The organism is Candidatus Sericytochromatia bacterium (assembly GCA_035285325.1).
Taxonomy (GTDB): Bacteria; Cyanobacteriota; Sericytochromatia; order S15B-MN24; family JAQBPE01; genus JAYKJB01.
Map to the genome: position 1 here is coordinate 1 of JAYKJB010000065.1, position 22142 is coordinate 22142.

Annotated in this window: 22 protein-coding genes; 9 read left to right on the forward strand and 13 right to left on the reverse strand. The window is 63.1% G+C overall.

Annotated elements, in window-relative coordinates; translation table 11 throughout:
- The first annotated feature begins 176 nt into the window (after positions 1–176).
- A complete protein-coding gene (locus VKP62_09110; GenBank protein MEB3197348.1) occupies positions 177–1268 on the forward strand; it encodes a GIY-YIG nuclease family protein in 1092 nt (363 codons plus the stop codon).
- Here the strand turns inward: VKP62_09110 and VKP62_09115 are convergent.
- Together VKP62_09115 and VKP62_09120 are read right to left on the reverse strand one after the other, a co-directional pair.
- The gene (locus tag VKP62_09115; protein MEB3197349.1) at positions 1235–1657 is read right to left on the reverse strand and encodes a hypothetical protein; all 423 of its coding nucleotides are present in this window, start codon (positions 1655–1657) and stop codon (positions 1235–1237) included. The two genes, VKP62_09110 and VKP62_09115, sit on opposite strands and share 34 nt — an antisense overlap.
- Positions 1657–2952: an FHIPEP family type III secretion protein gene (locus tag VKP62_09120; GenBank protein ID MEB3197350.1), complete on the reverse strand. Its 1296-nt coding sequence runs from the start codon at positions 2950–2952 to the stop codon at positions 1657–1659. Before VKP62_09120 ends, VKP62_09115 begins: the two co-directional genes overlap by 1 nt.
- Before the next feature lie 221 nt (positions 2953–3173).
- On the opposite strand from VKP62_09120, the gene VKP62_09125 reads away from it, so the two are divergent.
- Positions 3174–3620 carry a hypothetical protein gene (locus VKP62_09125; protein ID MEB3197351.1) on the forward strand — a complete coding sequence of 149 codons (447 nt, stop codon included), beginning with the start codon at positions 3174–3176 and terminating at the stop codon, positions 3618–3620.
- A gap of 15 nt (positions 3621–3635) precedes the next feature.
- Here VKP62_09125 and VKP62_09130 read toward each other — a convergent pair whose 3' ends face one another.
- Positions 3636–4799, reverse strand: coding sequence for a glycosyltransferase family 2 protein (locus VKP62_09130; GenBank protein ID MEB3197352.1), 1164 nt, complete (start codon positions 4797–4799; stop codon positions 3636–3638).
- A 134-nt stretch (positions 4800–4933) separates the two neighbouring features.
- Entirely contained in the window at positions 4934–5644 is a 711-nt protein-coding gene (locus VKP62_09135; GenBank protein MEB3197353.1) for a M48 family metallopeptidase, read from the reverse strand.
- Positions 5645–5913: 269 nt separating this feature from the next.
- On the opposite strand from VKP62_09135, the gene VKP62_09140 reads away from it, so the two are divergent.
- From VKP62_09140 to VKP62_09150, 3 genes are read left to right on the forward strand one after another with little or no spacing between them, the layout of a single operon-like run.
- Positions 5914–7176, forward strand: a complete 1263-nt coding sequence (locus VKP62_09140) for a Glu/Leu/Phe/Val dehydrogenase (GenBank protein ID MEB3197354.1) — start codon at positions 5914–5916, stop codon at positions 7174–7176.
- Entirely contained in the window at positions 7173–7472 is a 300-nt protein-coding gene (locus VKP62_09145; GenBank protein ID MEB3197355.1) for a hypothetical protein, read from the forward strand. Before VKP62_09140 ends, VKP62_09145 begins: the two co-directional genes overlap by 4 nt.
- 55 nt (positions 7473–7527) lie before the next feature.
- Positions 7528–8301, forward strand: a complete 774-nt coding sequence (locus VKP62_09150) for a hypothetical protein (protein ID MEB3197356.1) — start codon at positions 7528–7530, stop codon at positions 8299–8301.
- A gap of 5 nt (positions 8302–8306) precedes the next feature.
- On the opposite strand, the gene VKP62_09155 is transcribed toward VKP62_09150, so the two are convergent.
- Positions 8307–9743: a hypothetical protein gene (locus VKP62_09155; GenBank protein ID MEB3197357.1), complete on the reverse strand. Its 1437-nt coding sequence runs from the start codon at positions 9741–9743 to the stop codon at positions 8307–8309.
- Between the two features lie 197 nt (positions 9744–9940).
- On the opposite strand from VKP62_09155, the gene VKP62_09160 reads away from it, so the two are divergent.
- The 3 genes from VKP62_09160 to VKP62_09170 all read left to right on the forward strand — a co-directional run bounded on the left by VKP62_09160 (position 9941) and on the right by VKP62_09170 (position 14387).
- On the forward strand, positions 9941–11521 hold the full coding sequence (locus VKP62_09160; protein MEB3197358.1) for an alpha-amylase family glycosyl hydrolase: 1581 nt from the start codon (positions 9941–9943) through the stop codon (positions 11519–11521).
- A 98-nt stretch (positions 11522–11619) separates the two neighbouring features.
- Positions 11620–12717, forward strand: coding sequence for an alanine dehydrogenase (gene ald / locus VKP62_09165; protein ID MEB3197359.1), 1098 nt, complete (start codon positions 11620–11622; stop codon positions 12715–12717).
- A gap of 44 nt (positions 12718–12761) precedes the next feature.
- Complete coding sequence (locus VKP62_09170) at positions 12762–14387, forward strand: mucoidy inhibitor MuiA family protein (protein ID MEB3197360.1); 1626 nt, start codon at positions 12762–12764, stop codon at positions 14385–14387.
- Between the two features lie 61 nt (positions 14388–14448).
- On the opposite strand, the gene VKP62_09175 is transcribed toward VKP62_09170, so the two are convergent.
- The 7 genes from VKP62_09175 to VKP62_09205 all read right to left on the reverse strand — a co-directional run bounded on the left by VKP62_09175 (position 14449) and on the right by VKP62_09205 (position 19422).
- Entirely contained in the window at positions 14449–15063 is a 615-nt protein-coding gene (locus VKP62_09175) for a hypothetical protein (GenBank protein MEB3197361.1), read from the reverse strand.
- Complete coding sequence (locus VKP62_09180; GenBank protein ID MEB3197362.1) at positions 15060–15311, reverse strand: DUF896 domain-containing protein; 252 nt, start codon at positions 15309–15311, stop codon at positions 15060–15062. Before VKP62_09180 ends, VKP62_09175 begins: the two co-directional genes overlap by 4 nt.
- Positions 15308–15772: a DUF1284 domain-containing protein gene (locus VKP62_09185; GenBank protein MEB3197363.1), complete on the reverse strand. Its 465-nt coding sequence runs from the start codon at positions 15770–15772 to the stop codon at positions 15308–15310. The genes VKP62_09180 and VKP62_09185 overlap by 4 nt, the downstream gene beginning before the upstream one ends.
- The gene (locus VKP62_09190; GenBank protein MEB3197364.1) at positions 15769–16974 is read right to left on the reverse strand and encodes a bifunctional 3,4-dihydroxy-2-butanone-4-phosphate synthase/GTP cyclohydrolase II; all 1206 of its coding nucleotides are present in this window, start codon (positions 16972–16974) and stop codon (positions 15769–15771) included. Before VKP62_09190 ends, VKP62_09185 begins: the two co-directional genes overlap by 4 nt.
- 3 nt (positions 16975–16977) lie before the next feature.
- A complete protein-coding gene (locus VKP62_09195) occupies positions 16978–17604 on the reverse strand; it encodes a riboflavin synthase (protein ID MEB3197365.1) in 627 nt (208 codons plus the stop codon).
- Between the two features lie 4 nt (positions 17605–17608).
- The gene (gene ribD / locus VKP62_09200) at positions 17609–18763 is read right to left on the reverse strand and encodes a bifunctional diaminohydroxyphosphoribosylaminopyrimidine deaminase/5-amino-6-(5-phosphoribosylamino)uracil reductase RibD (protein MEB3197366.1); all 1155 of its coding nucleotides are present in this window, start codon (positions 18761–18763) and stop codon (positions 17609–17611) included.
- An 89-nt stretch (positions 18764–18852) separates the two neighbouring features.
- Entirely contained in the window at positions 18853–19422 is a 570-nt protein-coding gene (locus tag VKP62_09205; GenBank protein ID MEB3197367.1) for a hypothetical protein, read from the reverse strand.
- Between the two features lie 186 nt (positions 19423–19608).
- On the opposite strand from VKP62_09205, the gene VKP62_09210 reads away from it, so the two are divergent.
- Positions 19609–20925 carry a hypothetical protein gene (locus VKP62_09210; protein ID MEB3197368.1) on the forward strand — a complete coding sequence of 439 codons (1317 nt, stop codon included), beginning with the start codon at positions 19609–19611 and terminating at the stop codon, positions 20923–20925.
- A 47-nt stretch (positions 20926–20972) separates the two neighbouring features.
- Here the strand turns inward: VKP62_09210 and VKP62_09215 are convergent, their stop codons facing one another.
- On the reverse strand, positions 20973–22112 hold the full coding sequence (locus VKP62_09215; protein ID MEB3197369.1) for a class I SAM-dependent RNA methyltransferase: 1140 nt from the start codon (positions 22110–22112) through the stop codon (positions 20973–20975).
- Positions 22113–22142 lie beyond the last annotated feature (30 nt).

Consider the following 22142-nt stretch of genomic DNA (forward strand, 5'->3'; position numbering starts at 1 on the left):
TATAGGCAGCCTGCGCCGGCAGGGTTTGGGCGAGGACCAGTGCCCACACCAGCCATGCGCGCAGCAGGGCTCTCTTGATTTGATTCACAACTTCCCTCCGGTGCAAGCAAACAGGCCTCCGGGTCTCAGGACCAAGGCGGCGGCAAGGCACACTGGCGTGCTACCCTGATGCCACGATGGAATCGCTCCGGACGGCGATCGACACCCTGCCGACAGGCCATGGGGTCTACTTCTTTTTCGACGCACGCGACCGCCTGCTTTACATCGGGAAGTCGGTCAACGTGCGTGCCCGGGTCCGAAGTTACTTTCGTGATGACGGAGGGCACACGGCGCGTACGGCCAGACTGAAGCACGAGGTCGTGAGGGTCGAGAGCCAAACGTGCGGTTCTGAGTTGGAGGCCCTTCTGCTCGAGAGCCGTCTGATCAAGGAGCGAATTCCTCTCTATAACATCAGGGGACGCAGCTACCGTCACTTTCCCTTCGTGAAGATCACCCAGGAGGCCTTTCCCCGCGTCCTGCTCACCTTCGAATTGCGGGATGACGGCGCGCGTTACTACGGTCCGTTTGTCGGCGAGATTCGCGTCCAAGAAGCCCTGGATGCCCTGCGTCCCATCTTTACCTGGCGCAGTTGCATGCCATTGGCTCGACAGGTCTGTTTCGAACATACCATCGGTCGTTGCCAGGCCCCCTGTGTGGGACTGGTGGCAGAGTCTGACTATGGAGAGGCGCTGGAAGCTTTGACGGCTTTCCTGTCCGGCGAGGTGACGGGACCGCTTGAAGCCCTGGAACAGGACATGAACAGGGCTGCGGAGTCCCTGGCCTTCGAACGCGCCGCAGTGCTGCGCGATCGACTTTTCCGTTTGAGAGCCTGGGTCCAGCAACAGCAAGCCATACAGGCCGTGCAGACCCAACTGGACTGTCTGGTGGTGTTGCCAGCATCGACGCCAGATCGAGTCAACTGGCTTCTGGTACGGCGTGGACGCCTGGTTCACAGCGAATGCGAGATCACGCCTCAGGATCGGGGGCGCGCCTGCAAGCGCATCCGAGCCGCCATGGCCCACCCAACGCCCTCGCTCGCGGTTCGACAGTCAGAGATGGAGGAGATCAACATTGTATCGGGCTGGCTTCACCGCCACACCGATTCAGAACGTTGCATCCGCCTCTCCGGCGAAACCATGAAGGAGGCCTTGACGCAGGCGTGGCAGCTTTCATTCGGCGCCGAGAAGCAAGCCAGTCAGCGGTTCCGTTCGGCCGCGATGGCGCGCTGAAGAGCGAGGGCATCTTCGATCTGGGCGGAGGTGCAATGTCCGAGTTGCACCAAAGCCTCACCCAACTGGCAGCCCAAGGCCTGCTGCCGGTCCAAAGCCTCCAACAACTGAATGAAGCCAATGTCGCCCTGATTCAGCAGCAATTCCCCCAGACGGATGCCGGCCTTGTAGTCCTTCAAGGCTTTCACCAGATTTTCAGCCGAAAGCACGCCACGTTTGACCAGCAACTCGCCGATTTTCAGGTGTGCCTTGAGGCTCTTCTGCGCCAGCAGGCCCTCTTCGAGCTCCGTGCGGGTAATCATCCCCTGAGAAATCAAGAATTCGCCAAAGAATCCAGCATTGATTTCTTCCAAAAAAGATTCCCGCACGTGTTTGGAGGTTTCAAACATCAACGCGCACCTTCCTCGGTATCAAAGGGCAGCCTGGGTTCCCGTTCGAGCGAATCCTGGCGAAAGACAGGAGCGTCCAGATGAGTCGACCCGAGCGGACGGGTCGCCGGTGACTGCACGGGGTCCAGGCGCAAAGAGCGTTCAAGGCTGGCCTGGATCCCAGCGATCCGCTCAGTCGTCCGCGGCAATCCCAAGCCGTGCAGGACCGCCTGGACCAGCTCGTCTGTTGAGAAAAACGGGATGTGAGAGGAAATTTTCCAGGTCTCGTCCATGCTCAGAGGTTTATCTGCCAGGTAGTTGATGAAATGGTTCATCAGGATTTCGACCATCTGTGGCAACTGTCGGATGCTGTACCCCTGGCGCAAAAGGCTCTGCAGGACCAGCCGCAGCTCACTCACCGACATGAAGCGCCCCAACAGTTCCTGGAGCGTTTCGCGACCAATCTCGACCTCGCGGACGCGCAACACCTGGTCAAGTTCATGATTGGTAAACAACCGATGCGCGTGACGCCGGACCAGCGATGCCAGGTGTTCAGCCAGCAACTCTTCGGCCGAACTCACTTCACCAGCCCAGGCATTCGAGGCGGCCTGCGCAATCCAAACCATGGGAATCGGGCGTACAGGGTGCGGTTCTGAGGCCCAAGCAGGGGGAAGCTCTGGCCCCAGGGCCGCCACGCACCCAGGTACCAGGCGACCTTCAGCCAAGGTTTCCCCCTGGATTCGCAGCGCGTAGATCTCCTGAGGCATGGCTGGATTTTGCACCACGGTCACAGCGGGAAAGGCAAAGCCCAGTTCGTGCGCCAGTTGGTACCTGGCGCGACCGATCAAATCCTGAATCAGAGAATGGGACTCTGCGGCTGACAGTGCCTGGACCAACCCTGGATGCATTTCAAGCGCCAGCGGGGGGGAGACCAAGGATTGCAGCACCATCTCCGGCACCCGGCCGATAAAAATCTCCGCGGAGGCCTCCCCGGAGGTCACCAGCGACTGCGTGCCCGGAGGAGGGACCAGGGCCTGGTCGCGCGAGGAGCGCAGCCCGCCTAGCAAACCGGTGATGGCCCTCTTGGCGCCATCGAGTAGCCCGCTGCCGCCCGGCGGTGGAACCAGTTCCGCCGGCCAAAGCCCCACGGCCAATAGCTGTCGGTGAATCAAACGGAGGCGAGCCGGGTCGTGGCGAGCCACATAGTCGTCCCAATCTTCTTCGAGAAGGAGGCAATACTCCGCGAAGAGGCGCATCGCGTCTTCGTAGCGGTAGCGACCCACCAGCAGATTGAGCGCTTTCTCCCTGTCGACCATGTCAGCCATCCTTCGGTCGGAGACAATCCGAAGCCGCTCCCGCGCCAGCGTGCAGCCATGAGCACCAGACGGACCAGCATACTCCCTCCCATTTATACCCCGAAAGGTCTCCCTGACGCGAGAGTCCCACCAGCCAGCCGGCAGCTGACGCGCATCCATCATTGACGCCTCTCGACGAATTTCATTTACTGAAGAGGTGCATTTTTGTGACGGAGACGCGCATGTCCACTGACCTGTTAATCGCTGCCAGCGCCCTGGCGATCACGTCGGTGGCCGGCGCGGTTCTCTGGGTTGCCTGGCAGGCGGGCCGTCTGCTCGACCGACTCCATTCAGACACCTTGCCGAGGGTTCACCACACCTTGGAGGCATTGCAGGTCAATCTCCAGGAAGTGGAACGTCTGACGCGGGATGTCGACACCACGGTGAGTCAGGCCAATGAAATCGTTGAGGTGGCCCATCGTTCCGTGCAAGGAATCGAGTCAGGGATTCGGACCACCTGCCAGGCGATCAAGACCCAGGGGCGCTTACGATGGGCCAGCGCCTGTGCAGGGCTGGCTGCAGCGTGGCAAGTCTGCCGTTCGGGCCCGGACTCGGTTCAGGAAGTGACGGCACCTGCTGAAGCCGAGCCGTGTGCCAGCGCAGCATCGCCCATCGCAGCCACCCAATAGCGGCGGTCCGACGCGTCACCGGCTGGAGGCGCGCTGAACCCGCGTCCAGACCGCAGACTGTCGCCTCGTCAGATAACGCCAGGCACCTGCCAGCATGGCCAATTGCGCCATCACGAAGAAGGCCGGCGCCGCCGCCCAACCTGCCGCGCGGCCTGTGGTTTCCCTCCAGAAGCCGAACGCAGCAACTCCCCATAGCGCCAGTTGCAGGCCGAAGATAGCCCGGTAGGGCATCTGTTCGAGCAGGATCAGATTGAGCGGCAGGAGGGCCAGAAAAGGTCCCGGCACCACCAGCCAACGCATCACCCGATGAGAGAAGAAAAACCAGCAAACAAGGCCGAACCGAGGCGCCAGCAAGCCTGCACTCCGAAACACGGCCTGCCATCCCCCGGCCGCAATTCGGGTCTTCCGAGCGAACTCGTCTCGCAAGGACCCACTGGGGAGTTCCGTCGCCACGGCCCGCGGCTCGTACACCACGCGAAACCCATCCAGCAACTGACGCATCGTCAAAATGTAATCCTCGATGATGCTGTCCGCAGGCGGTGGAATAAAACGGCTACGCCGCACGGCCAAAATTTCGCCGGCAGCCCCCATCACCGCGCCATGGCGTGATTCCTGTGCTTTCAGCCAGGACTCCAATCGCCAGTAAAGCCCGTCCACCGCAGCGGCCTCCCTCCACGAGCCGACGACACGTTTTTCGCCGGCCACCAAGGCCACACGCTCGTCCTGAAACGGCTGGACCAGATGCCATACGGCACGACGGTTGAACATGGCATTGGCATCCGAAAAAACCAGCACCTCACCGCGGGCTGCTGCCACAGCTCGGCTGACCGCGTGGTTTTTGCCTGCACGCTCGGGCTGATGGAGAAAACGCACACCGTGCTTGAGAAAGGGCCGCACCCGGCGACAGGTGTCGTCTCGACTCCCATCCGTCACGACCAGAATTTCCAGCCGCTCGCGTGGATATTGCTGGGCCAGACAGTTTTTCAGTTTGGCCCGAATCACATCCTGTTCGTCACAAGCGGCCACGATCATCGTGACGTGGGGCAACCGATGGTGGGCTGAGGCCAGCGACTCGCCCGGACGCACGGCCCGCAGCAGAACGAGCAGGCCGGGGAAGAGGGCATAAGGGTAGGCGCACAGCAGGACACAGGTCCAGAAAATCGCTTCGAATGAAAGCAAGAACGACGCTCCTTCGCACACGTGCGCCAGCCCCCACGTCGCAGCGCTGACTCACCGATGGTCGAGGCGAATCATGGCGGGCGAGGGGCCATCCCCCCCACGCCACACTGGACGAATTTCCCCGTCCGTCGGGTTCAGCGACCGTTTCGGCTTCCAACAAAGGAAAAGAGAGGTCCGAAAGGATGACCATCCGGGGCCCCCTGGGGAAGAAGGCCGGCTGTGCTGGTCTCAGAGGAGTTTATCTCCCCCGCTGCGACAGCGACCGGGAGCAAGCTTGGGGTAGTTCCGGGAGCAGCGGGATCAGGACCGTCCCCTCGCTGGACTGCCCGGGCGTGATGCATCTGCGCAAGTCTGCGCTGGTGCTTATAGTCCGGCTCGTGGGCCGCCACCAGCGCCCAGAAGCGCGACGAATGATTGGCCTCGTACAGGTGTGCCAGTTCATGAATCACCAGATAGCGAAGCGCGGACAACGGCATGCCATCAATGGCGAAGCGAGAGAAGGTCAGAATCCCCGTTCTTGTGTTTGCCTGCGCGAGGCGACTGTGGCGTGCCTTGCCAATCCGAACGCCGCGCAAAGGGGCGCACAGGGTGACCCGATTCACTTGCTCCACATAGTCAGAAAACTCCCGCTCGCCCCAGCGCTTGAAGGGCTCGGCGGGAACTGTCTCCAGCACTTCGAGATCGCGGACCTGTCTGGCCGCCCAGCGTACGAATCGCGCGATCGCCCTGGCCTGATGTTCCGCGGGCCAGTGCATGGGCATCTTGACCACCAGTTGCCCATCGACGAGGCGGGCACGGGCAGTCCGCGCGGACACCATTTGAATGTGGGGCGAAGGTGGATTCATGACACGAGCAAACGCGAGGGCCTCTCAAACGGCACGAGTGAAACCATCATAGCGGGTTCCCATGGGCTTCCGGGTGCGACGCGTCACTCAGACAACCTTACCCGGCACAGAATCGCTCAGCGTCTGTCTCAGAGACGATTGATCGGTCATTTTTCACGTGGTAGGATCAGGTCCTTCGACAAGGTCGTCGAAGCCATGCTGTTGCGGTGCAGGCAGACCACCGCGCCCCCGACGCCGCCCCATACCCGAAGACGTGTAAGAGGACCCCGATGCTGCTGACTGAATCCAAAGCCGAATCCCCCCTGCAGGGTGCCCGGCAACAACTGTCGAAGGTCATTGACCTGATGGGACTGGGGCAGAGCGTCTACAATCGCCTCGCCCATCCGGATCGAATCGTCACCGTCCACTCCCCCGTTCGCATGGATGACGGCAGCATTCACGTCTTCACGGGCTATCGGGTCCAGCACAACAATGCCCTTGGGCCATACAAGGGCGGGCTCCGCTTCCATCACCACGCTGAAATGGATGAGTTCACGGCCTTGGCGATGCTGATGACCTGGAAATGTGCCCTGGTCGGACTACCGTTTGGTGGGGCCAAAGGCGGCATCACGGTCGATCCAAGGGAACTCTCCCTCGGCGAACTTGAACGTTTGACCCGCCGATTCACGTCTGACCTGATTCCCATCATCGACCCCAACAAGGACATCCCGGCGCCGGACGTGAACACCGGCCCGCGTGAAATGGCCTGGATCATGGACACGTTCAGCGTCAACAAGGGATACGCTGTTCCCGGAGTGGTCACGGGCAAGCCCATCTGCGTGGGAGGCAGCCTGGGGCGCAACGAAGCGACGGGGCGCGGCGTCACCATTATTTTGGAGGAAACCCTGCGGCACGCGGGTCGGAAGATTCAGGGCATCCGAGTGGCCATTCAGGGCTTTGGCAACGTGGGGGGCGTCACGGCCAACCTGTTGCACCAGATGGGAGCGAAGGTGGTCGCCGTCAGCGATTGGCGCGGCGGTATTCAGAATGCAGAGGGGTTGAATATTCCTGCCCTGATGGCGCACTACAAGGAGACAGGAACGCTCGAAGGCTACCAGGAGGGCAGCGCCATCAGCAATGCAGACCTCTTGACCATGCCCTGTGAAGTCTTGATCCCAGCGGCCTTGGAAAGCGTTCTGACAGCCGACAATGCTGAAAAGATCAAGGCGGAGTTTGTGATCGAGGCCGCCAATGCGCCCACCACGCCAGCGGGGGAACTTATCCTGGAGAAGCGGGGGGTCACGGTGGTACCCGATATTCTCGCCAATGCAGGCGGCGTCGTGGTGAGTTACTTCGAGTGGGTGCAGGGCATGAGCCAGCTTTTCTGGACAGAGGAAGAAGTCAATGACCGGCTGAGGCGGGTGCTCACCCGGGCATTTGCCCAGGTATCAGCCTTGGTGGACCAGAAGCAGCTTTCTTTCCGGATGGCCGCTTATTCCGTGGGTGTAGGAGCCGTGGCAGAGGCCACCCGAGTGCGCGGCCTCTACCCATGACCGTCTGGGCCGCCTTGTCTTTGCTGTCCGGCCTGCTGGCCACCTTGGCGGCCCTGGTACGGCGCTGGGCCCTGGTTCGTTCCCTGGAACCAACTTACCTTCCTCGCTTCCTGGTGACCCAAGGGGTCCTCATCAACGGCGCCCTGTATGGCGTGTGGCACTGGACCCTCCAGAGTTCCGGACTGAACGCCCAGTGGTCCCCGCCTATCCTGGTCGTGGCCTATGGCCTGATGTATCTGGCCTACAGCGTCGCGAACGTCGACTGGACCGTGAAAAAGTTCCATGCGGAGGGGTGAAAACGGGCTTGCTGTCAGGCCGAAACGCGGGGCTGGGCTCCATTCGGCGGGCCCCTTGCTCCTCGGCCTGATCGCGTTCACGCCCGAGTTCGCGTCCGCGGCTGAGGTGACGGGACTGCGTCCCCTCGGCGGTGATTTCGAGTCGGCCCGTTCGATCAAATCTGGGCAGTCCTTGCTGGAACTGGGTGGATGGATGCCTCGCTTTACCGGTGACGGCGTGGCGGCTGGTCAGGAAGACATCGACGTCCTGCAACGATGGCAGGAGATACCGGCTTGGCCCGACATGCGCCTGCTCCACGGGCTCGCTGATGGCAACGCCGTGGTGGTTCGAGCGGGTTCGGCCATCAACGGGGGTTATCGCAAACCTTTTCTGCGCGCGGAGGCGCCTTGGGGAGAGGAATACCTTCAAGCCTGGATGCAGGCTGGCGTGGGATTTCACCTGGCCAGTCGACGTCCGATGGTCTATGCGAGCTTACCGGGAATTTACGAGCGGGGCGCTTTCACCTTGCACGTGGCGGGAGGCGGTTACTATCTCTTCAATGACCAGCCGCTGGTGGAAGGATCGCTGGGTTGCGAGGTCCGACCGTTTGACTGGCTGGATCTGGGCGCCACCGCGCGTTTGCGGATGGATTCGAAAAAGATGACCCCCACGGATGGTTCGTGGAGTTACGGGGGAGGCTTGCGCATACGACCGGCCCCCAACTGGGGGATTCAACTGGAGGCTGGACGTGATGTGGGGCCACCAGAACCTGCTGGGGGCACACCAGCTCGGCCGCGCATCGAATTTCCGCTCGAGAGCCTGCGAGCTGGAATCTCCGTCTTGTTCTGAAGCACCTACTGGCTTGAAAGCGACAGATTGTTGCGATTGAGATAGGTGCGGTACTGGCGATTGTTGGTCAAACGAATGGGCCGTTGCCAGACCATATAGCGGTTGGCGTCCTCATAAATGCCCAGTAAGAAAAAGTCTCCCTCGGGCAGCGCCTGGAACTTGAAGCGACCATACCGGTCCGACTCGATCCCGCTGACAATTTTCCCGCTGCGAATCAGTTCCCAGACTCGGGCGCGATGCCTGAGCTTCAAGACCTCCCATTGTGCCCTGGGCACCGGCTTGGCCCCCGCGGTCAGGGCCCCATCCAGGGGTTCGACGGAGACGTAAAACTGCACGCCGTGTAGGTATTGAATGTCACCCGTATCGGACCGGAAGTGGGAGACCAATCCCACAATCGCCGCGTTACCAGTCTTGCTGACCGGCGCGGTTGCGGAAGCCGACGCGCGGACCGCAGGGGGTCTGGAGGCCGCTGGCACCCGTGCCGTTGCCATGGGCGTGGGGGTGGGGCGTGGCGTGAAGGTCGGCCGGGGTGTAGGAACGGGCGTAGGCGTCGGGGTGAGACGTGGCTTCGGCGTAGGCGTGGCCGTCGGACGCGGGGTGGGCGTGGGAGTGGGGCGCGGCTTCGGCGTAGGCGTGGCCGTCGGACGCGGGGTGGGAGTGGGGCGCTGGGTGGGCGTGGGAGTGGGACGCGCCGTTGGTGTGGCGATGGGCCTCGAAGTCATACGGGGAGTGGGCCGCGGGGTCGGCGTCGCCGTGGGCCGCGGCTTCGGCGTGGGCGTGGCCGTCGGACGCGGAGTCGGCGAAGGAGCAGACAGTCCGTCATCCGATGTCCGCATCGCCTTGAGTGCCGGATAGTAGAGGGCCTGGCTCAGGGTGTCACTGCGACGCTCGAAGGTCAGGTCAAAACCATATGGCACGTAGATCAATCGACGCGTGTGCGTGTCTTCCACGATCTCGTGTGTCGGCTTCCCCCAGGCTTCAATGACCTTGCGACGACGCATTTCCATGCGAACCCCGCCCCGAAGGGGCGCCTCGTAAGAGGGCAACAGCAGAACCGCACCTACCACCCCTTCATCGTCCACCCCCAGCAAGAACGCCTCGCGCTGATAAAACATCCAGCGCATGGGCTTTTGTCCCGGCAGATCGTAAATGGATTGCAATCCCGTGGTCCGTTCAGGCGCCCCATAGATCCGCTCCACGTCTTCGACCCGGCGACCCACCAAGGCAATCGGCCCGCCTTTGGGGCGCACGCCCGGAAGCACGGCCAGCTGCGCAAAACTGGTGACGATACCGGCATCCGCCACCTGGGGACACGCCACCGAGGTGAGCGAGAGCAAAGCCCCCAGCCCCACCGCGCGGGCGATCGCCGCGCTGGGTGGCTTCCGGCAGGCAGCGGCCGCCTGGCTTCGGGGCGATTCAAAAAAACGACGGAGACGACTCACGCCCCACATGCTAGCAGGGATGGTCCTTTGATCGTCTGTGACCGACAACATGACCCCCGGAATTCAGGGAAAATCACATCTCCCTTGCGTGCCGTTCAGAAGCTGTGAAATAAAATTCAGAAACAGACGAAAGTAATATTAGGTTAAGTCCTATATGGAGTTCAGGTTGGGTAGCTTGTGGAGACGAGGGTGTCAAGGTGAGCAAGCGTTCAGTTTCGGTGGGGCGCAGGGGCGTTGGCCTTCCCGTTCGTTCGGCGATCGCGCTCTGTGCCGCGGTCTTGAGCCTGATGGGTTGTGGGGCCATGCCGACGCCAGGCCTGCCTCAGGCTGCTGCAGCCTCCGACCTGACCACGTCCGCGCGCAAGCGAGCGCTCGACAGTTGGCGCGATGACATCATTTATTTCGCGCTGACCGACCGCTTCTCCAACGGAGATCGGACCAACGACCGGCACGTCAACGCCAAGGATCCCCACGCCTACCATGGGGGTGACCTGGCAGGCCTGACCAAAAAGCTTCCCTATATCAAGGATCTGGGCGCGACGGCGCTCTGGATCACGCCCATCAATGACAACAAGGATGATGCCTTCGTTGGGAAGTACTGGGGCTTCCATGGCTACTGGATTCACGACTTCAATCGCGTCGAGGAGCACCTGGGCGATGAAGCCGACCTCAAGCGGTTGGTCGACACGGCTCACGGAATGGGCATCAAGGTCATGCTCGACATCGTGGTGAACCACGCCGGTTACGATGCGCCGATCGCCAAGGATCCGCAGCGCCGGTCCTGGTTTCACCACAACGGGAACATTGCCAACTGGGACGACCAGTACCAGCTCGAGCACCACGACATCTTCGGGCTGCCCGATTTCAACACGGAAAATCCAGAAGTGCTGGATTACATGGTGGACGTGTGGAGCCGCTGGATCACCCGTGCTGGTGTCGATGGATTCCGAGTCGATACGGTCAAGCACGTTCCCAAGCCCTTCTGGGCCAAGTTCAATGCGGCTGTGGCCAACCGAGCCCCCAAGGACTTCCTGATGCTGGGTGAGGTGCTGAATGGCGACACGGGCTACGTGAGCTCCTACATCCGCGAGGGCCGGTTCGACACGACGTTTGACTTTCCAATGTACTTCACCATGGCGGACGTCTTTGCGCGGGGCCAGTCGATGAGAAAACTGGGCGAGCGGCTTCGCCAAGACGGCGCCTACCCTGACGCGGGGATGCTGTCGACCTTTCTCGATAACCACGACGTGCCCCGCTTCATGAGCACGGCAGGCGGGGATGAACGCAAGCTCCGACTTGCCTTGACGTTCCTGATGACGGCCCGCGGCATCCCGTGCGTCTACTACGGCACGGAAGTGGCCATGGAGGGTGCCGCCGAGCCCGACAACCGTGAGGACATGCGTTTCGGCTCCAATCCTCGGCTGACGGCCTTTGTGAAGAAGCTGACCTCCTTGCGGAAGCAACTCCCCGCGCTGCGGCGAGGCCGGATGCTGGAGATGTGGCAAGATGACGACGTCTATGCCTTCACCCGGTTGGCGGCGAGTTCCTCCAGCGGGAGCGATGAGGTGGTGGTGGCGATGAACAACGCGGACCGCGATCGCCGCGTGACCGTGCCGATTCGACGGGAAAGCGGTTTACCCGACGGCACCGTTCTGGAGGACCGCTTGTCCGGCACCCGCTTCACGGTGACGGACCGTTCCATCACGTTGACCATGGCGCCCAAGCAGGGGATGGTCCTGTCCCCAGCGGCCGGCGTCAAGCCTCACCGCAAGCGCTGAGAACCTGCTATAATCCACGACCGGGCAGCCTGCCGACTGCCCGGTTGTCCCTTTTTCGCAGGCAACGTGGCCTTGCGGTGTTCCACGAGGAGAACAGCGTGATCATTGGCGTCCCCACCGAAGTCAAAAACAGCGAAAACCGGGTGGCGCTGACGCCTGCCGGCACCATGGCCCTCAAGCAAGCCGGTCACACGGTGCTGGTTCAGGCTGGCGCGGGCTTGGGCAGCGGCATGCGGGACGATGAATACGAAGCGGCCGGAGCCGAGATTGTCCCCACCGCCGCGGATGCGTGGGGTCGAGCTGAAATGGTGGTGAAGGTCAAGGAGCCCATTCCCTCCGAATACGGCTTTTTGCGAAAAGACCTGGTGCTCTTCACCTACCTGCATCTGGCCGCCGGTGCGGAGTTGACTGATGCGCTCTGCAAGAGCGGGGTCACGGCGATCGCCTACGAAACCATCCAACTGCCGGACCGCTCTCTGCCACTCCTGACCCCCATGAGCGAGATCGCCGGCCGCATGTCGGTGCAAGCCGGCGCCTACTATCTTGAAAAGGCCCACGGTGGACGCGGCGTGTTGCTGGGAGGCGTTCCTGGCGTCCCCCCCGCTGACGTGGTCGTCATCGGCGGTGGCGTCAGTGGTACCCACGCAGCCAAAATGGCGCTGGGTCTGGGAGCACAGGTTCAGATTCTCGACATCAATCTGGACCGCCTCCGCTACTTGGAAGACGTCCTGCACGGGCGGGTCATCACCCAGATGTCGAGTCCGCTGAACATCGCGCGAGCGGTGCGAGGCGCTGACCTGGTGATCGGGGCGGTGCTGATTCCGGGCGCCAAGGCTCCTTGCCTGGTCACCCACGATATGATCAAGACCATGAAGCGCGGATCCGTGGTGGTTGACATCGCCATCGATCAGGGTGGCTGCATCGAGACCATCAAGACGACCACCCACGCCGACCCCGTCTATGAGGTGGATGGCGTGATCCACTATGGCGTTGCCAACATTCCAGGCGCCGTACCGCGTACGAGTACGTTTGCCTTGAACAACGCGACCCTGCCTTACATGTTGCAATTGGCCAACAAGGGGGCTACCCGCGCGATGGCAGACAACGCTTCGCTGGCCCTCGGCCTGAACGTGCAAGGCGGCGAAATCACCCACCCCGCTGTCAAGGCCGCCTTCTCTCAGGCCGTGCCCGCGTGATCAGGGCCCGCTCCGTTCTTTTCTTGACGGCCAGCGCGCTCGGTTTGACCCCAACCGTCGCCCTGGCCACGGAGCGCACCGTTCAAGTGGCGAGCCGGATTGCCGGCGTGACGGTTTACCCGGACCGGGCTCAGGTGCGTCGCGTGGCGGAAGTGGGCTTGGCACGTGGCGAGCACCGGGTGGTGTTCACGCGCCTGCCGAATGAGCTGTCCGCCGATGCGATTCGCATCAGTGCAGAGGGGACGGTGGCCACCACCCTGCATGGCTTCGACCTGAAAACCGTCTCGCTCGGAACCATCCCGCACAAGGAAGTCGCGGAACTGGAGAAGCGCCTGGAGTCGCTGGGCGACCAGGACCGTCAGCTGGCCGATCAGCGGGCGGTTCATCAACGACATCTCGATACGATTCGTGAGACGGCTGAGCGGGCTCCCGGGGGATTCTCCGGCCAACTGGCGGCGGGCAAGGCCAATCTGGCCACCTGGCGAGATTTGCTGGTGTTCATGGAGCAACGTCAGGCCTCACAAGCGAAGGCTTTGCAGACGATCGACCGTCAGCGTCGCACCCTGGCCCGCCAGATGGCGGAAGTCCGAACCGAATTGAACCGGCTGAAAGGATTCCGCAAGCAAGACTTCCAGCAGGTAGAGGTCTTGCTGGAAACGGCGGATGCAGGAACCGTGACGGTCTCATTGGAGTATGGCATCGGGAATGCCAGCTGGTCGCCGGCCCATGACGCCCGCCTGGACGCGAAAGGCCACTCCCTGGATTGGCGCAGTTACGGAGTGGTCTCCCAAAGCACTGGCGAAAACTGGAACGACATCGAGTTGGTCCTCTCCACAGCGCGCCCTGCCGAGGGAAGTGCCCCGCCACCGATTCCTCAGTGGTTCCTGAACCCCTATGCGCCATTCCCCTCCGAATCGTATGCGGCGCCTGCACCCTCCTCGCGCTTGATGCAGCGCAAGACGGCGGCCCCCGGTGGCGCCCGCGCGGAGATGGCCGACCAGATCGCCCCGCGTCGCGCGCAGGAAGCGCGGGCGGTGGTGGCCGATCAGGGTACCTCCATTTCCCTGGAGGTGCCCCGCAAGGTGACCATTCCGAGCGATGGGCAGCCTCACCAGACGCCGATTGGCCCGGTCGCCATGAAGGCCGAGTCGGAGTACAAGGTCCTGTCCAAACTGTCACCGAACGCGTTCTTGCTGGTGCAGGCCACCCACCCCGGCCCTTGGCCCCTATTGCCCGGGCCAGTCAAGGCCTTCGTCGGGAAGGACCACATCGGCACGGTGTCCCTCGACGAGGAAGTCCCAGCCTCCAAGCGCTTCAGTTTGCCGATGGGAGTCGATCGCGCCATCGAGGTGAAGCGCAATCGGCTTTCCAAGCAAACGGGGATCACGGGTGTGCTTCAGAAGCGAAAGTACGCCGCTTACCGCTACGAGATTCAGGCTACCAATCACAAGTCCACCGCGCAGACGCTGCGGGTGATCGACCTCTACCCCCAAGTGAGCCAGGATGACATCCAGGTGGAGCGGGTCGGGGTCACGCCGGCCGCTCTGAGTGACGTGCCCGCAGGCCAATTGCACTGGCGCTTGCCTCTACAGCCAGGCGAAAGGCGGATCATCCAGTGGGGCTATCGGGTGGAGTGGCCACAAGAGATGGAACTCAGCGGCGTCGAATAGCGTTCGGCACCGCGTCGTCTCCAGATGGTGGGGGGCTCGGACCGAGCCCCTCTCAGCTCCCTCAGCCAGGTTTGAAGGGGACGATGTTGTTTGGCTCAACATCGATCACTGGCGGTGTGATAGCCAGGCGCTCCGGTAGACCACCGAACTCCAGCAGCCAACCTGAGTGAGAGGCGAAGGCCACTTGGGCTTGCTCGCCAAGGGAAACCGTGAGCCAGCGCGCCGCCGTCACTTCCACGTCGTGGCCCGCGATTTGAATGAAGTAGCGTCGCGGGGCATCTGGCCTGACGCGCCATTGCCACCAGGGGCGCAGCGCGACACTGCGTTTGCCGGTCACCTCACCGGAAGCGACGACAACGCACCGCTCCGAGAGATCGTGCGCCAACCTTCGTCTCAACGACCAGTCTCCAGGACGCCAACTGGCTTGCTTGTTCCGCGGGGTCCCGAGCGACAGCACCGCCGCAATGAGGGCCAGCAAGATGATGGCCGACAATAGCAAGGCCATCCGATCGCCTGACTGCCCCGGGCCGGCGCGCAGGCCGAGGGCCACGAAGCCGAGGGGCAGCCCGATCAGCCCCCACGTCAATACTTGGGCCTGAAAAGCTTGGTCCAGACGCGCCTTGGCCAGGGTCAAGCCTTCACGTTCGCCGCTGGTCAGCGGCCGGGTCAGCTTCACGCGCCTTCTCCGCGCGGGTCTTCGCTGACAAAGCCCTCGACCCGACCCGTTTGAGGGTTGTACACCTGCCCGCTGTCGTCCACGAAGCGGATGCTTTCGAGCTGCGGCTGCAGGCTGGCCTTGACCGCATCGATGTATTCGCGGCGAAGCGAAGCCTGCTCAGCCTTCTGCTCGGGCGTGAGCCCCGCAGGCTCCTTTGCGAGTCGAGCGAGTTGATTGATACGCGCAATCTTTTCCGGGGAAATCACAGCGTCCCTCCTGAGGGCGAAGGCCCCCGGCGCAGTGGACTGGCAATTCCGTTGGGGCCCTTTTCAAGACAACGGGGGAGCCATTCACACCCCGGACAAACCTTCTCCATGAGTTCCTCCCGTCGCGCCAACACCGCGCGGTGAGCCTGCTCCAGGTCCAGACGATCGCCAGGGGACCACCCCATAGCCTCCAGCAAGGCCCGATCCCGACGCGAGATCGAGACCTGGTGCGCACACGTCTGCCCATCCGGCTGCAACGAGGGGCAGGGGCCGCAGATCGCATCCGCCTCCGCGGCCACCACCACCTCTGTCCTTTCGCTGCTGGCGACGGTCTCCATCAGGTGCGTGAAATTGGCGACGAAATCGGAAGAGTAGCCCGCACCCTGGTAATGCAGGGTGCAGAGAAAGTGGTGTCCCCGCAGCGCCAATGGCGCTTTTACAGGTTTGGAAGGCCCTGTCACAACAGGTGTCCCAATTTTCGAGCCTTGGTGCCCAGGTAACCCTGATTGTGCGGGTTGGCTTGAATCATCAGGGGAACCCTCCCCTCCACCGTCAGACCGTAACCCTCCAGCCCCACCACTTTGCGTGGGTTGTTGGTCAGCAACCTCATGGAGGAAATACCGAGGTCCACGAGGATCTGTGCGCCCACCCCGTACTGCCTGAGGTCCGGTGCAAACCCCAGACGCTGATTCGCCTCCACGGTGTCCAGGCCCTGGTCCTGCAGGGCATAGGCCTTCAACTTGTTCAGCAAGCCGATGCCCCGGCCTTCCTGTTTCAGATAGACAAACACGCCACGACCTTCCGCCCGGATCGCTTCCAGTGCCGCATCCCGCTGCTCTCCACAGTCACAGCGGCGACTTCCCAGGGCATCCCCCGTCAAGCATTCTGAGTGCATCCGGACCAGAGTCCCCGGTAGGCTGGGGTCTCCCAGCACCAAGGCCACGTGCTCACTGCCGTCCAGGCTGTTGACGTAGCCATAAATCTGAAAATCCCCCCAGACGTTCGGCAGTTGCGCATGGGCCACACGCTTGATGAAACGCTCTTTTTGCAAGCGGTATTCGATCAAACGAGCAATCGAGGTCAGCAGCAAGCCACGTTCGCGCGCCATTTCGAGAAGTTGGGGCAATCGCGCCATCGTGCCATCTGGATTGAGCACTTCGCAAATAACCCCCGCGGGCGCAAGCCCCGCGAGCCTGGCCAGATCGACCGCCGCTTCCGTATGCCCGGCCCGCTCGAGAACACCTCCCGCGCGGGCCACCAACGGAAAGATGTGGCCTGGCCGTCTCAAGTCTGCCGGTCGGGACTCTGGATTCACCACCACGGCCACGGTTCGCGCGCGATCGGCGGCGCTGATTCCCGTGGTGGTGCCCTCCGAGGCATCGACCGAAACCGTGAAAGCGGTCCCGTGAGGGTCCGTATTCTGACTACTCATGGGAACCAGCGCCAGGTGCTCAGCCGTCTGAGGCGTCACGGCCAGACAGACGAGGCCGCGTCCATGGGTGACCATGAAATTGATCGTTTCAGGGGTCGTGACGGCGGCCGCAGCAATCAGGTCGCCCTCGTTTTCACGGTCCTCATCATCCACCACGAGCACCAGTTGACCGTGGCGCAGCGCTTCGAGCACGGACTCGATGGGAGCAAATTCGACGGGACGGTTTTCCATGTGTCAGTAACCTTGCCTTGCCATCTCTTCCAACGTGAGACCGCCCCCCTCCAGACGAGGAGCCAGAAGTTTCTCCACATATTTGGCCAACGTATCCACCTCGAGATTCACGCGAGAGCCCGGCCTGCGGTCGACCAGGGCCGTGTGAGTCCAGGTATGCGGCACGATCGTCAAGCGAAAAACTGGGGGAGCCAGGGTCACGATGGTGAGGCTGACCCCATCGACCGTGATCGACCCCTTCTCGACCATGTACCGATGCAGCGAGAGGGGCGCCTCGATCTCCAGTTGCACCCCTGCCTCGCCGGGGCGAACTGAACGCACCGTACCGATTCCGTCGACGTGGCCGGTGACCAGATGTCCCCCCAGTCGCTTGCCGAGGGTGAGCGCCTGTTCCAGGTTGACCCGATCTCCCGCCTTCCAATGTGCAACCGTCGTGACGGCCCGGGTGGTGGCCGAGTAATCAGCCCAGAAGACATCCCCCTCCAAGCGCGTGACCGTCAGGCAGATTCCGTTGGTGGCGATGGAGTCCCCCAGCGCGGCCTGGGACGCGATCTCGGGAGATCGGATGGCCAGCACGCCGTCCCCGTGATGGACGAGGGTGCCTAGCGCTTCGACAAGACCGGTAAACATCGCGTCACTCAGGCTGGGTGTAGGCCTCGAGCAACATATCCCCGCCCATCGGTGTACTGGTCATCCGATGGAGGTGGATGGCTTCCTCGAGCAACGTGACGCCACTGCCCTCCACCATGGTGGGTGCGCCCACACCGCCAATCAGTTTGGGGGCCACAAAGACATAGACCTTGTCGACAATCCCGGCCTCCAAGGCCGCCGCGTTGAGGGTGCCTCCGCCTTCAAGCAGAATACTGGTGATCTCTCGCTTCCCCAGCAAAGCCATCAAGCGCACCAGGTCGACGTGCGTATCACTGGCAAAGCCGGCGTCTGGGCAGACGAGAATTTCAGCGCCGACCTCTCGGAGTGCCCGCAAACGCTCCTCCGGTGCCTTCGACCCCACACAGACCAGCGTATGGGAGCGCAAGGCGGCCGTCCCGGCCGGTTTATCGAAGACGTTGGCGTTCAGGGGGGTGCGAGCCATCGAGTCGATGATGATGCGCAACGGTTGGCGCCCCCCCGGGAGGCGACACGTCAGCCGGGGGTTGTCCTGCACCACCGTGTTGACTCCGACCATGATCGCATCGTATGTCCCACGCAAAATCTGCACGTATCCGCGAGAAGTTTCGTTGGTGATCCACTGACTCTCCCCTGAGGCGGTGGCAATCTTCCCATCCAGACTCATGCCGGTCTTCAGCGAGACGAAGGGGCGCTTGGTGCGGATGTACTTGAAGAAGCGCTCGTTGGCGGTGGCCGCTTCCCGGGCAAGCACGCCACATGTCACCTCAAGCCCTGCCTCTCGGAGCATCTGCAGACCACGTCCAGACACCACCGGATTGGGGTCCTCCACCGCGACCACCACCCGCCGAATACCGGACTGGAGGACGCGTTCCACGCATGGGGGGGTGCGCCCGTGATGCGCACACGGTTCGAGCGTGACGTAAAGCGTGGCTCCCTGCGCATCGGCCGCTGCCGCGTCCAGCGCGAACACCTCCGCGTGAGGTTTCCCCACCTGGGGGTGAAACCCCTCCCCGACAATCTGCCCGTCCTTGACCACCACCGCGCCCACCATCGGGTTCGGGCTTGTCCAGCCGCGGCCCTGCCACGCCAGCTCCAGGGCACGGGCCATGAAACTGGCATCCAGAGCGGCTTGGTCAAGATGAAGGGGCTGGGTCGGCATCAGGACTTCGTATCGCGAAAAAAAGGCGGGAGCGGCCCGGATGGACCGCTCCCAGTATAGCCCGCGTGACGCCTCTGCCGATAGGGCCATCAGGAAGGAGAGACCGCCTCGGTCGCGACCCCTGAGAGGGGCCGGGTCGTGGCGACCACCCCGCGCTCGGCCTCGATCTCGACGCGGGTCACGACCCCTGGACGCCGTTTGAATGGTGCCTCTTCCGTCGTGGGCGGGACCTGACGCTCCGCGTCCCAGATGAGGAGCGAACGCCCCAGGGCGTGACTGGCCTCGAGCTGTTTGGCCAGCAAATCCAAGGCTTCCTCACACACACCACTCAACGATTCCGGCCAGTGGTGCGCCGTGGCCTCGCGGGTGGTGAGGTGGAGAGCCTCCCGCAGCTGGCGAAGCGCCGCGGACAGGGCGGTCTGACTCAGCCCCAGGTTGTCCCCCTTGGCCGCGCACTCCTGCAGTTGATCGACCGTTCGCTTCGCGTCCGCGATCACGTGTTGCACCACCCGCTGCTGGGAATGCAGCCAGTCCGTCTCGGCCAGATGCTCGGTGGTCCGGGATAGAAAATGCGCCAGATTGTCCAGGCTCAACTGGGCAAAGTGGGCCAGTACCTGGGTTGCGTCGACCCGACGACGGGGAGAATGGAGATGTGCCAAGCCTAACTCCTTTCCAAGGTCCTTCCAGACCGATGGGAAGCCAGACGACAGAGGGGGCCCCTGCCGTACGGGCGTGGATGATCGTGGGAATGTGAGCCATTGTAGCGCATTTGTTAATTTTTGTTTCCATATGTTTAGATTTGCAACGGAGATGATCCCTACGCTCGAGCGTGGGAGACTGACGGGATGACGAGCAGGCAGCTGGAAAACCTCGTCATACTGACCAACGGTCCAGGGGAAGTGTCTGGCTGGGTGCATCCTGTGGTCGCGTCCTGGCGCGCCCGGCACCCGAGGGCTCGCATCACCGTGCTGCTGCTGCCCTGCCCTCACGCCAGTGGACGCGAGGCGTCGGTCCTGGCGGGTTGGCCCGAGGCACCGTCCGTCTGGCTTCCAGCGGAAAGTCTCCGGTTCATTCTGGTCGGGCGCCAACCCGCAGGTCGGGCCCTGGGAGACACCTCCGGCATCGTGCTGTTTCTTGGCGGGGACCAGGTGTTCGGCGTCTTGGCTGCGCGGCGCTTGGGCTGGCCCTTGTTCGTCTACACCGAGAAGCTGGCCCTCTGGCCCAGCCGGAGCGAATGCTACCTGGTCGCCAGCAGCCCCCTGCGCGATCGCCTGCTGCAGCGAGGGATTCCGGCCCAGAAAATCGAGGTAGTGGGCGACTTGATGCGAGACGCATCCCTGCTGGGAAGCCGGGAGCACCTCGTTGGGGAGCCCGAACCTCCAGGTCTGGCAACCCCCGAGTTGCTGCTGCTGCCGGGGTCGAAACCATCCAAGTTCAGGGCCGCTCTGCCGCTGTTTCTCGGGGCGGCGGAGCAGGTCCAGAGAAACTTGCCTGGGACGCGCTTGCGGCTGGTGCGGGCCGCTTATGTCAATCGAGCGGAACTGGCTGAGGCCGCCAGCGATGACCGCTTTATCCCCTTTACCGGTGGCGTCACGGCGCAATATCGCTCCGGAACGGATGGAGAGTGGCTCGACACCGCGGGCGGAGCCTCGGTCCAGATCATTCCGCGGCAGGCCCTGGCGAATGTCCCGAGTGGGCCCAGGCTGGCGTTGACCTTACCAGGCACCAACACAGCGGATCTGGCGTTCGCCGGCATCGCCATGCTGGTGGTCCTTCCCCTGCAGCGCCCCGACCTGATTCCCCTGGATGGCTTGCTCGGGCAACTGGGGCGTCTGCCGCTGTTCGGTCCGTTTCTCACGCGTGACATGGCCAAACGGTTTCTCCGGCGCTCCCCCCTGGTGGCGCTGCCCAACCGAGCCGCGGGCCGGATGGTGACACCCGAGTGGATCGGAGACATCCGTTCCGGCCCGCTCGCCGCTCGTTTGGCCGATATGCTGGCGGACCCGGACCGACTGCTGGAGATCGGCCGGGATTTGCAGGCCTGCAGCGCACCGCCAGGGAGTGCCGACCGGTTGCTGGAGGTCATTTCCGCGAGGCTCACTCAGCACGCCCGGCCTTCCCCTGCCGAATCAGCCGAAATGGCCGCCCCGGGGAATGAGTGAGCCCTCAACGGGCTTCCGTCCGGGACAAAGTCGGGCGCCTGCCCCGGTCAGAGCGGTCGCGGCAATCGCGTGCCCCGGTACATGTGAAGGTCGCAGCGCAAGTTTCCGTTGAACAGCTTGCGGCGCTTGTCCGCCACCCGGCCATAGTGACGTTCGAAGCCCTCATAGCCACAAAGCACGTGAACGGACCAATGGGGGTGCCGGGCGGCGATCGCCCCGAACTCCCGATAGAGTGCCTCGACCGAGGCCGCCTCGCCGATTCGCTCGGCATAAGGCGGGTTGGTGACCAGCACCCCCCGGGGGGCCTGAGACGACCAGCGACGAGCATCTGCCACCTCCCAGCGGATCTGGGCGGCAACCCCGGCGCGTCGGGCGTGGCGCTCCGCAAGTTGAATCGCTTGAGGGTCGATGTCGCTGCCCCAGACCAGCACGTCGGCACTGCGCAACGCCTGATCACGAGCCTCCTGTCGGGCAGCCTGCCAGGACGAGGCCGGAATGAAACCGAACGCCTCGCCGTCGAAGTGGCGCCCATATCCCGGCGCACGCCGGAGCTGGTACAGGGCCGCCTCAATGGCCAGGGTGCCCGAGCCACAAAAGGGATCCACCAGCGGCTCGTTACCCTTCCAGCGCGTGAGCGAGATGATGCCGGCGGCCAGCGTTTCCTTCAACGGGGCTGCCCCGACCAGATCGCGGTAACCGCGCTTGTGCAGGCCGTCCCCCGTGGTGTCCAGCGTCAGGGTCGCGAGGTCCTCACGCAAGGCCACCTGAAGCCGATGGCGCGCCCCCGTCTCAGGCAACTGAGAGATGCCGTGATGGGCCCCCAGGGCCGCCACGACCGCCTTCTTGACCACCCCTTGAACCGCGGGGACGGAGGTCAGGGTCGACTTCACGGATTTGCCGTCCACGGGGAGATTCGCATCCTTCGCCAACAAGGCCGCCCAGGGCAGCGCACGCACGCCATCGAACAGGGCATCGAAGGTCGGGGCAGGAAACTCTCCGACCACCAGTTGAATGCGATCGGCGGCGCGCAACCAGATGTTGGCGCGGGCAATATCGAGGGCCGTGCCACGAAATCGCACCCGCCCTTGCTCGACCATCTGGTCGTCGTAGCCGAGGGTCTTCAATTCCCAGGCCACCTGCGACTCGAGACCAAAGGCAGCCGTGGCGATCAGTTCGTATTTTTGCATCAGGCCGCACTCTCTGGCAGACGGGACAGG

Excerpts from the sequence above, each read along its gene's own strand:
- VKP62_09110 (MEB3197348.1), top strand. The coding sequence starts at position 177 with ATGGAATCGCTCCGGACGGCGATCGACACCCTGCCGACAGGCCATGGG.
- VKP62_09115 (MEB3197349.1), bottom strand. The coding sequence starts at position 1,657 with ATGTTTGAAACCTCCAAACACGTGCGGGAATCTTTTTTGGAAGAAATC.
- VKP62_09120 (MEB3197350.1), bottom strand. The coding sequence starts at position 2,952 with ATGGTCGACAGGGAGAAAGCGCTCAATCTGCTGGTGGGTCGCTACCGC.
- VKP62_09125 (MEB3197351.1), top strand. The coding sequence starts at position 3,174 with ATGTCCACTGACCTGTTAATCGCTGCCAGCGCCCTGGCGATCACGTCG.
- VKP62_09135 (MEB3197353.1), bottom strand. The coding sequence starts at position 5,644 with ATGAATCCACCTTCGCCCCACATTCAAATGGTGTCCGCGCGGACTGCC.
- VKP62_09140 (MEB3197354.1), top strand. The coding sequence starts at position 5,914 with ATGCTGCTGACTGAATCCAAAGCCGAATCCCCCCTGCAGGGTGCCCGG.
- VKP62_09145 (MEB3197355.1), top strand. The coding sequence starts at position 7,173 with ATGACCGTCTGGGCCGCCTTGTCTTTGCTGTCCGGCCTGCTGGCCACC.
- VKP62_09190 (MEB3197364.1), bottom strand. The coding sequence starts at position 16,974 with ATGGAAAACCGTCCCGTCGAATTTGCTCCCATCGAGTCCGTGCTCGAA.
- VKP62_09195 (MEB3197365.1), bottom strand. The coding sequence starts at position 17,604 with ATGTTTACCGGTCTTGTCGAAGCGCTAGGCACCCTCGTCCATCACGGG.
- ribD (MEB3197366.1), bottom strand. The coding sequence starts at position 18,763 with ATGCCGACCCAGCCCCTTCATCTTGACCAAGCCGCTCTGGATGCCAGT.
- VKP62_09210 (MEB3197368.1), top strand. The coding sequence starts at position 19,609 with ATGACGAGCAGGCAGCTGGAAAACCTCGTCATACTGACCAACGGTCCA.
- VKP62_09215 (MEB3197369.1), bottom strand. The coding sequence starts at position 22,112 with ATGCAAAAATACGAACTGATCGCCACGGCTGCCTTTGGTCTCGAGTCG.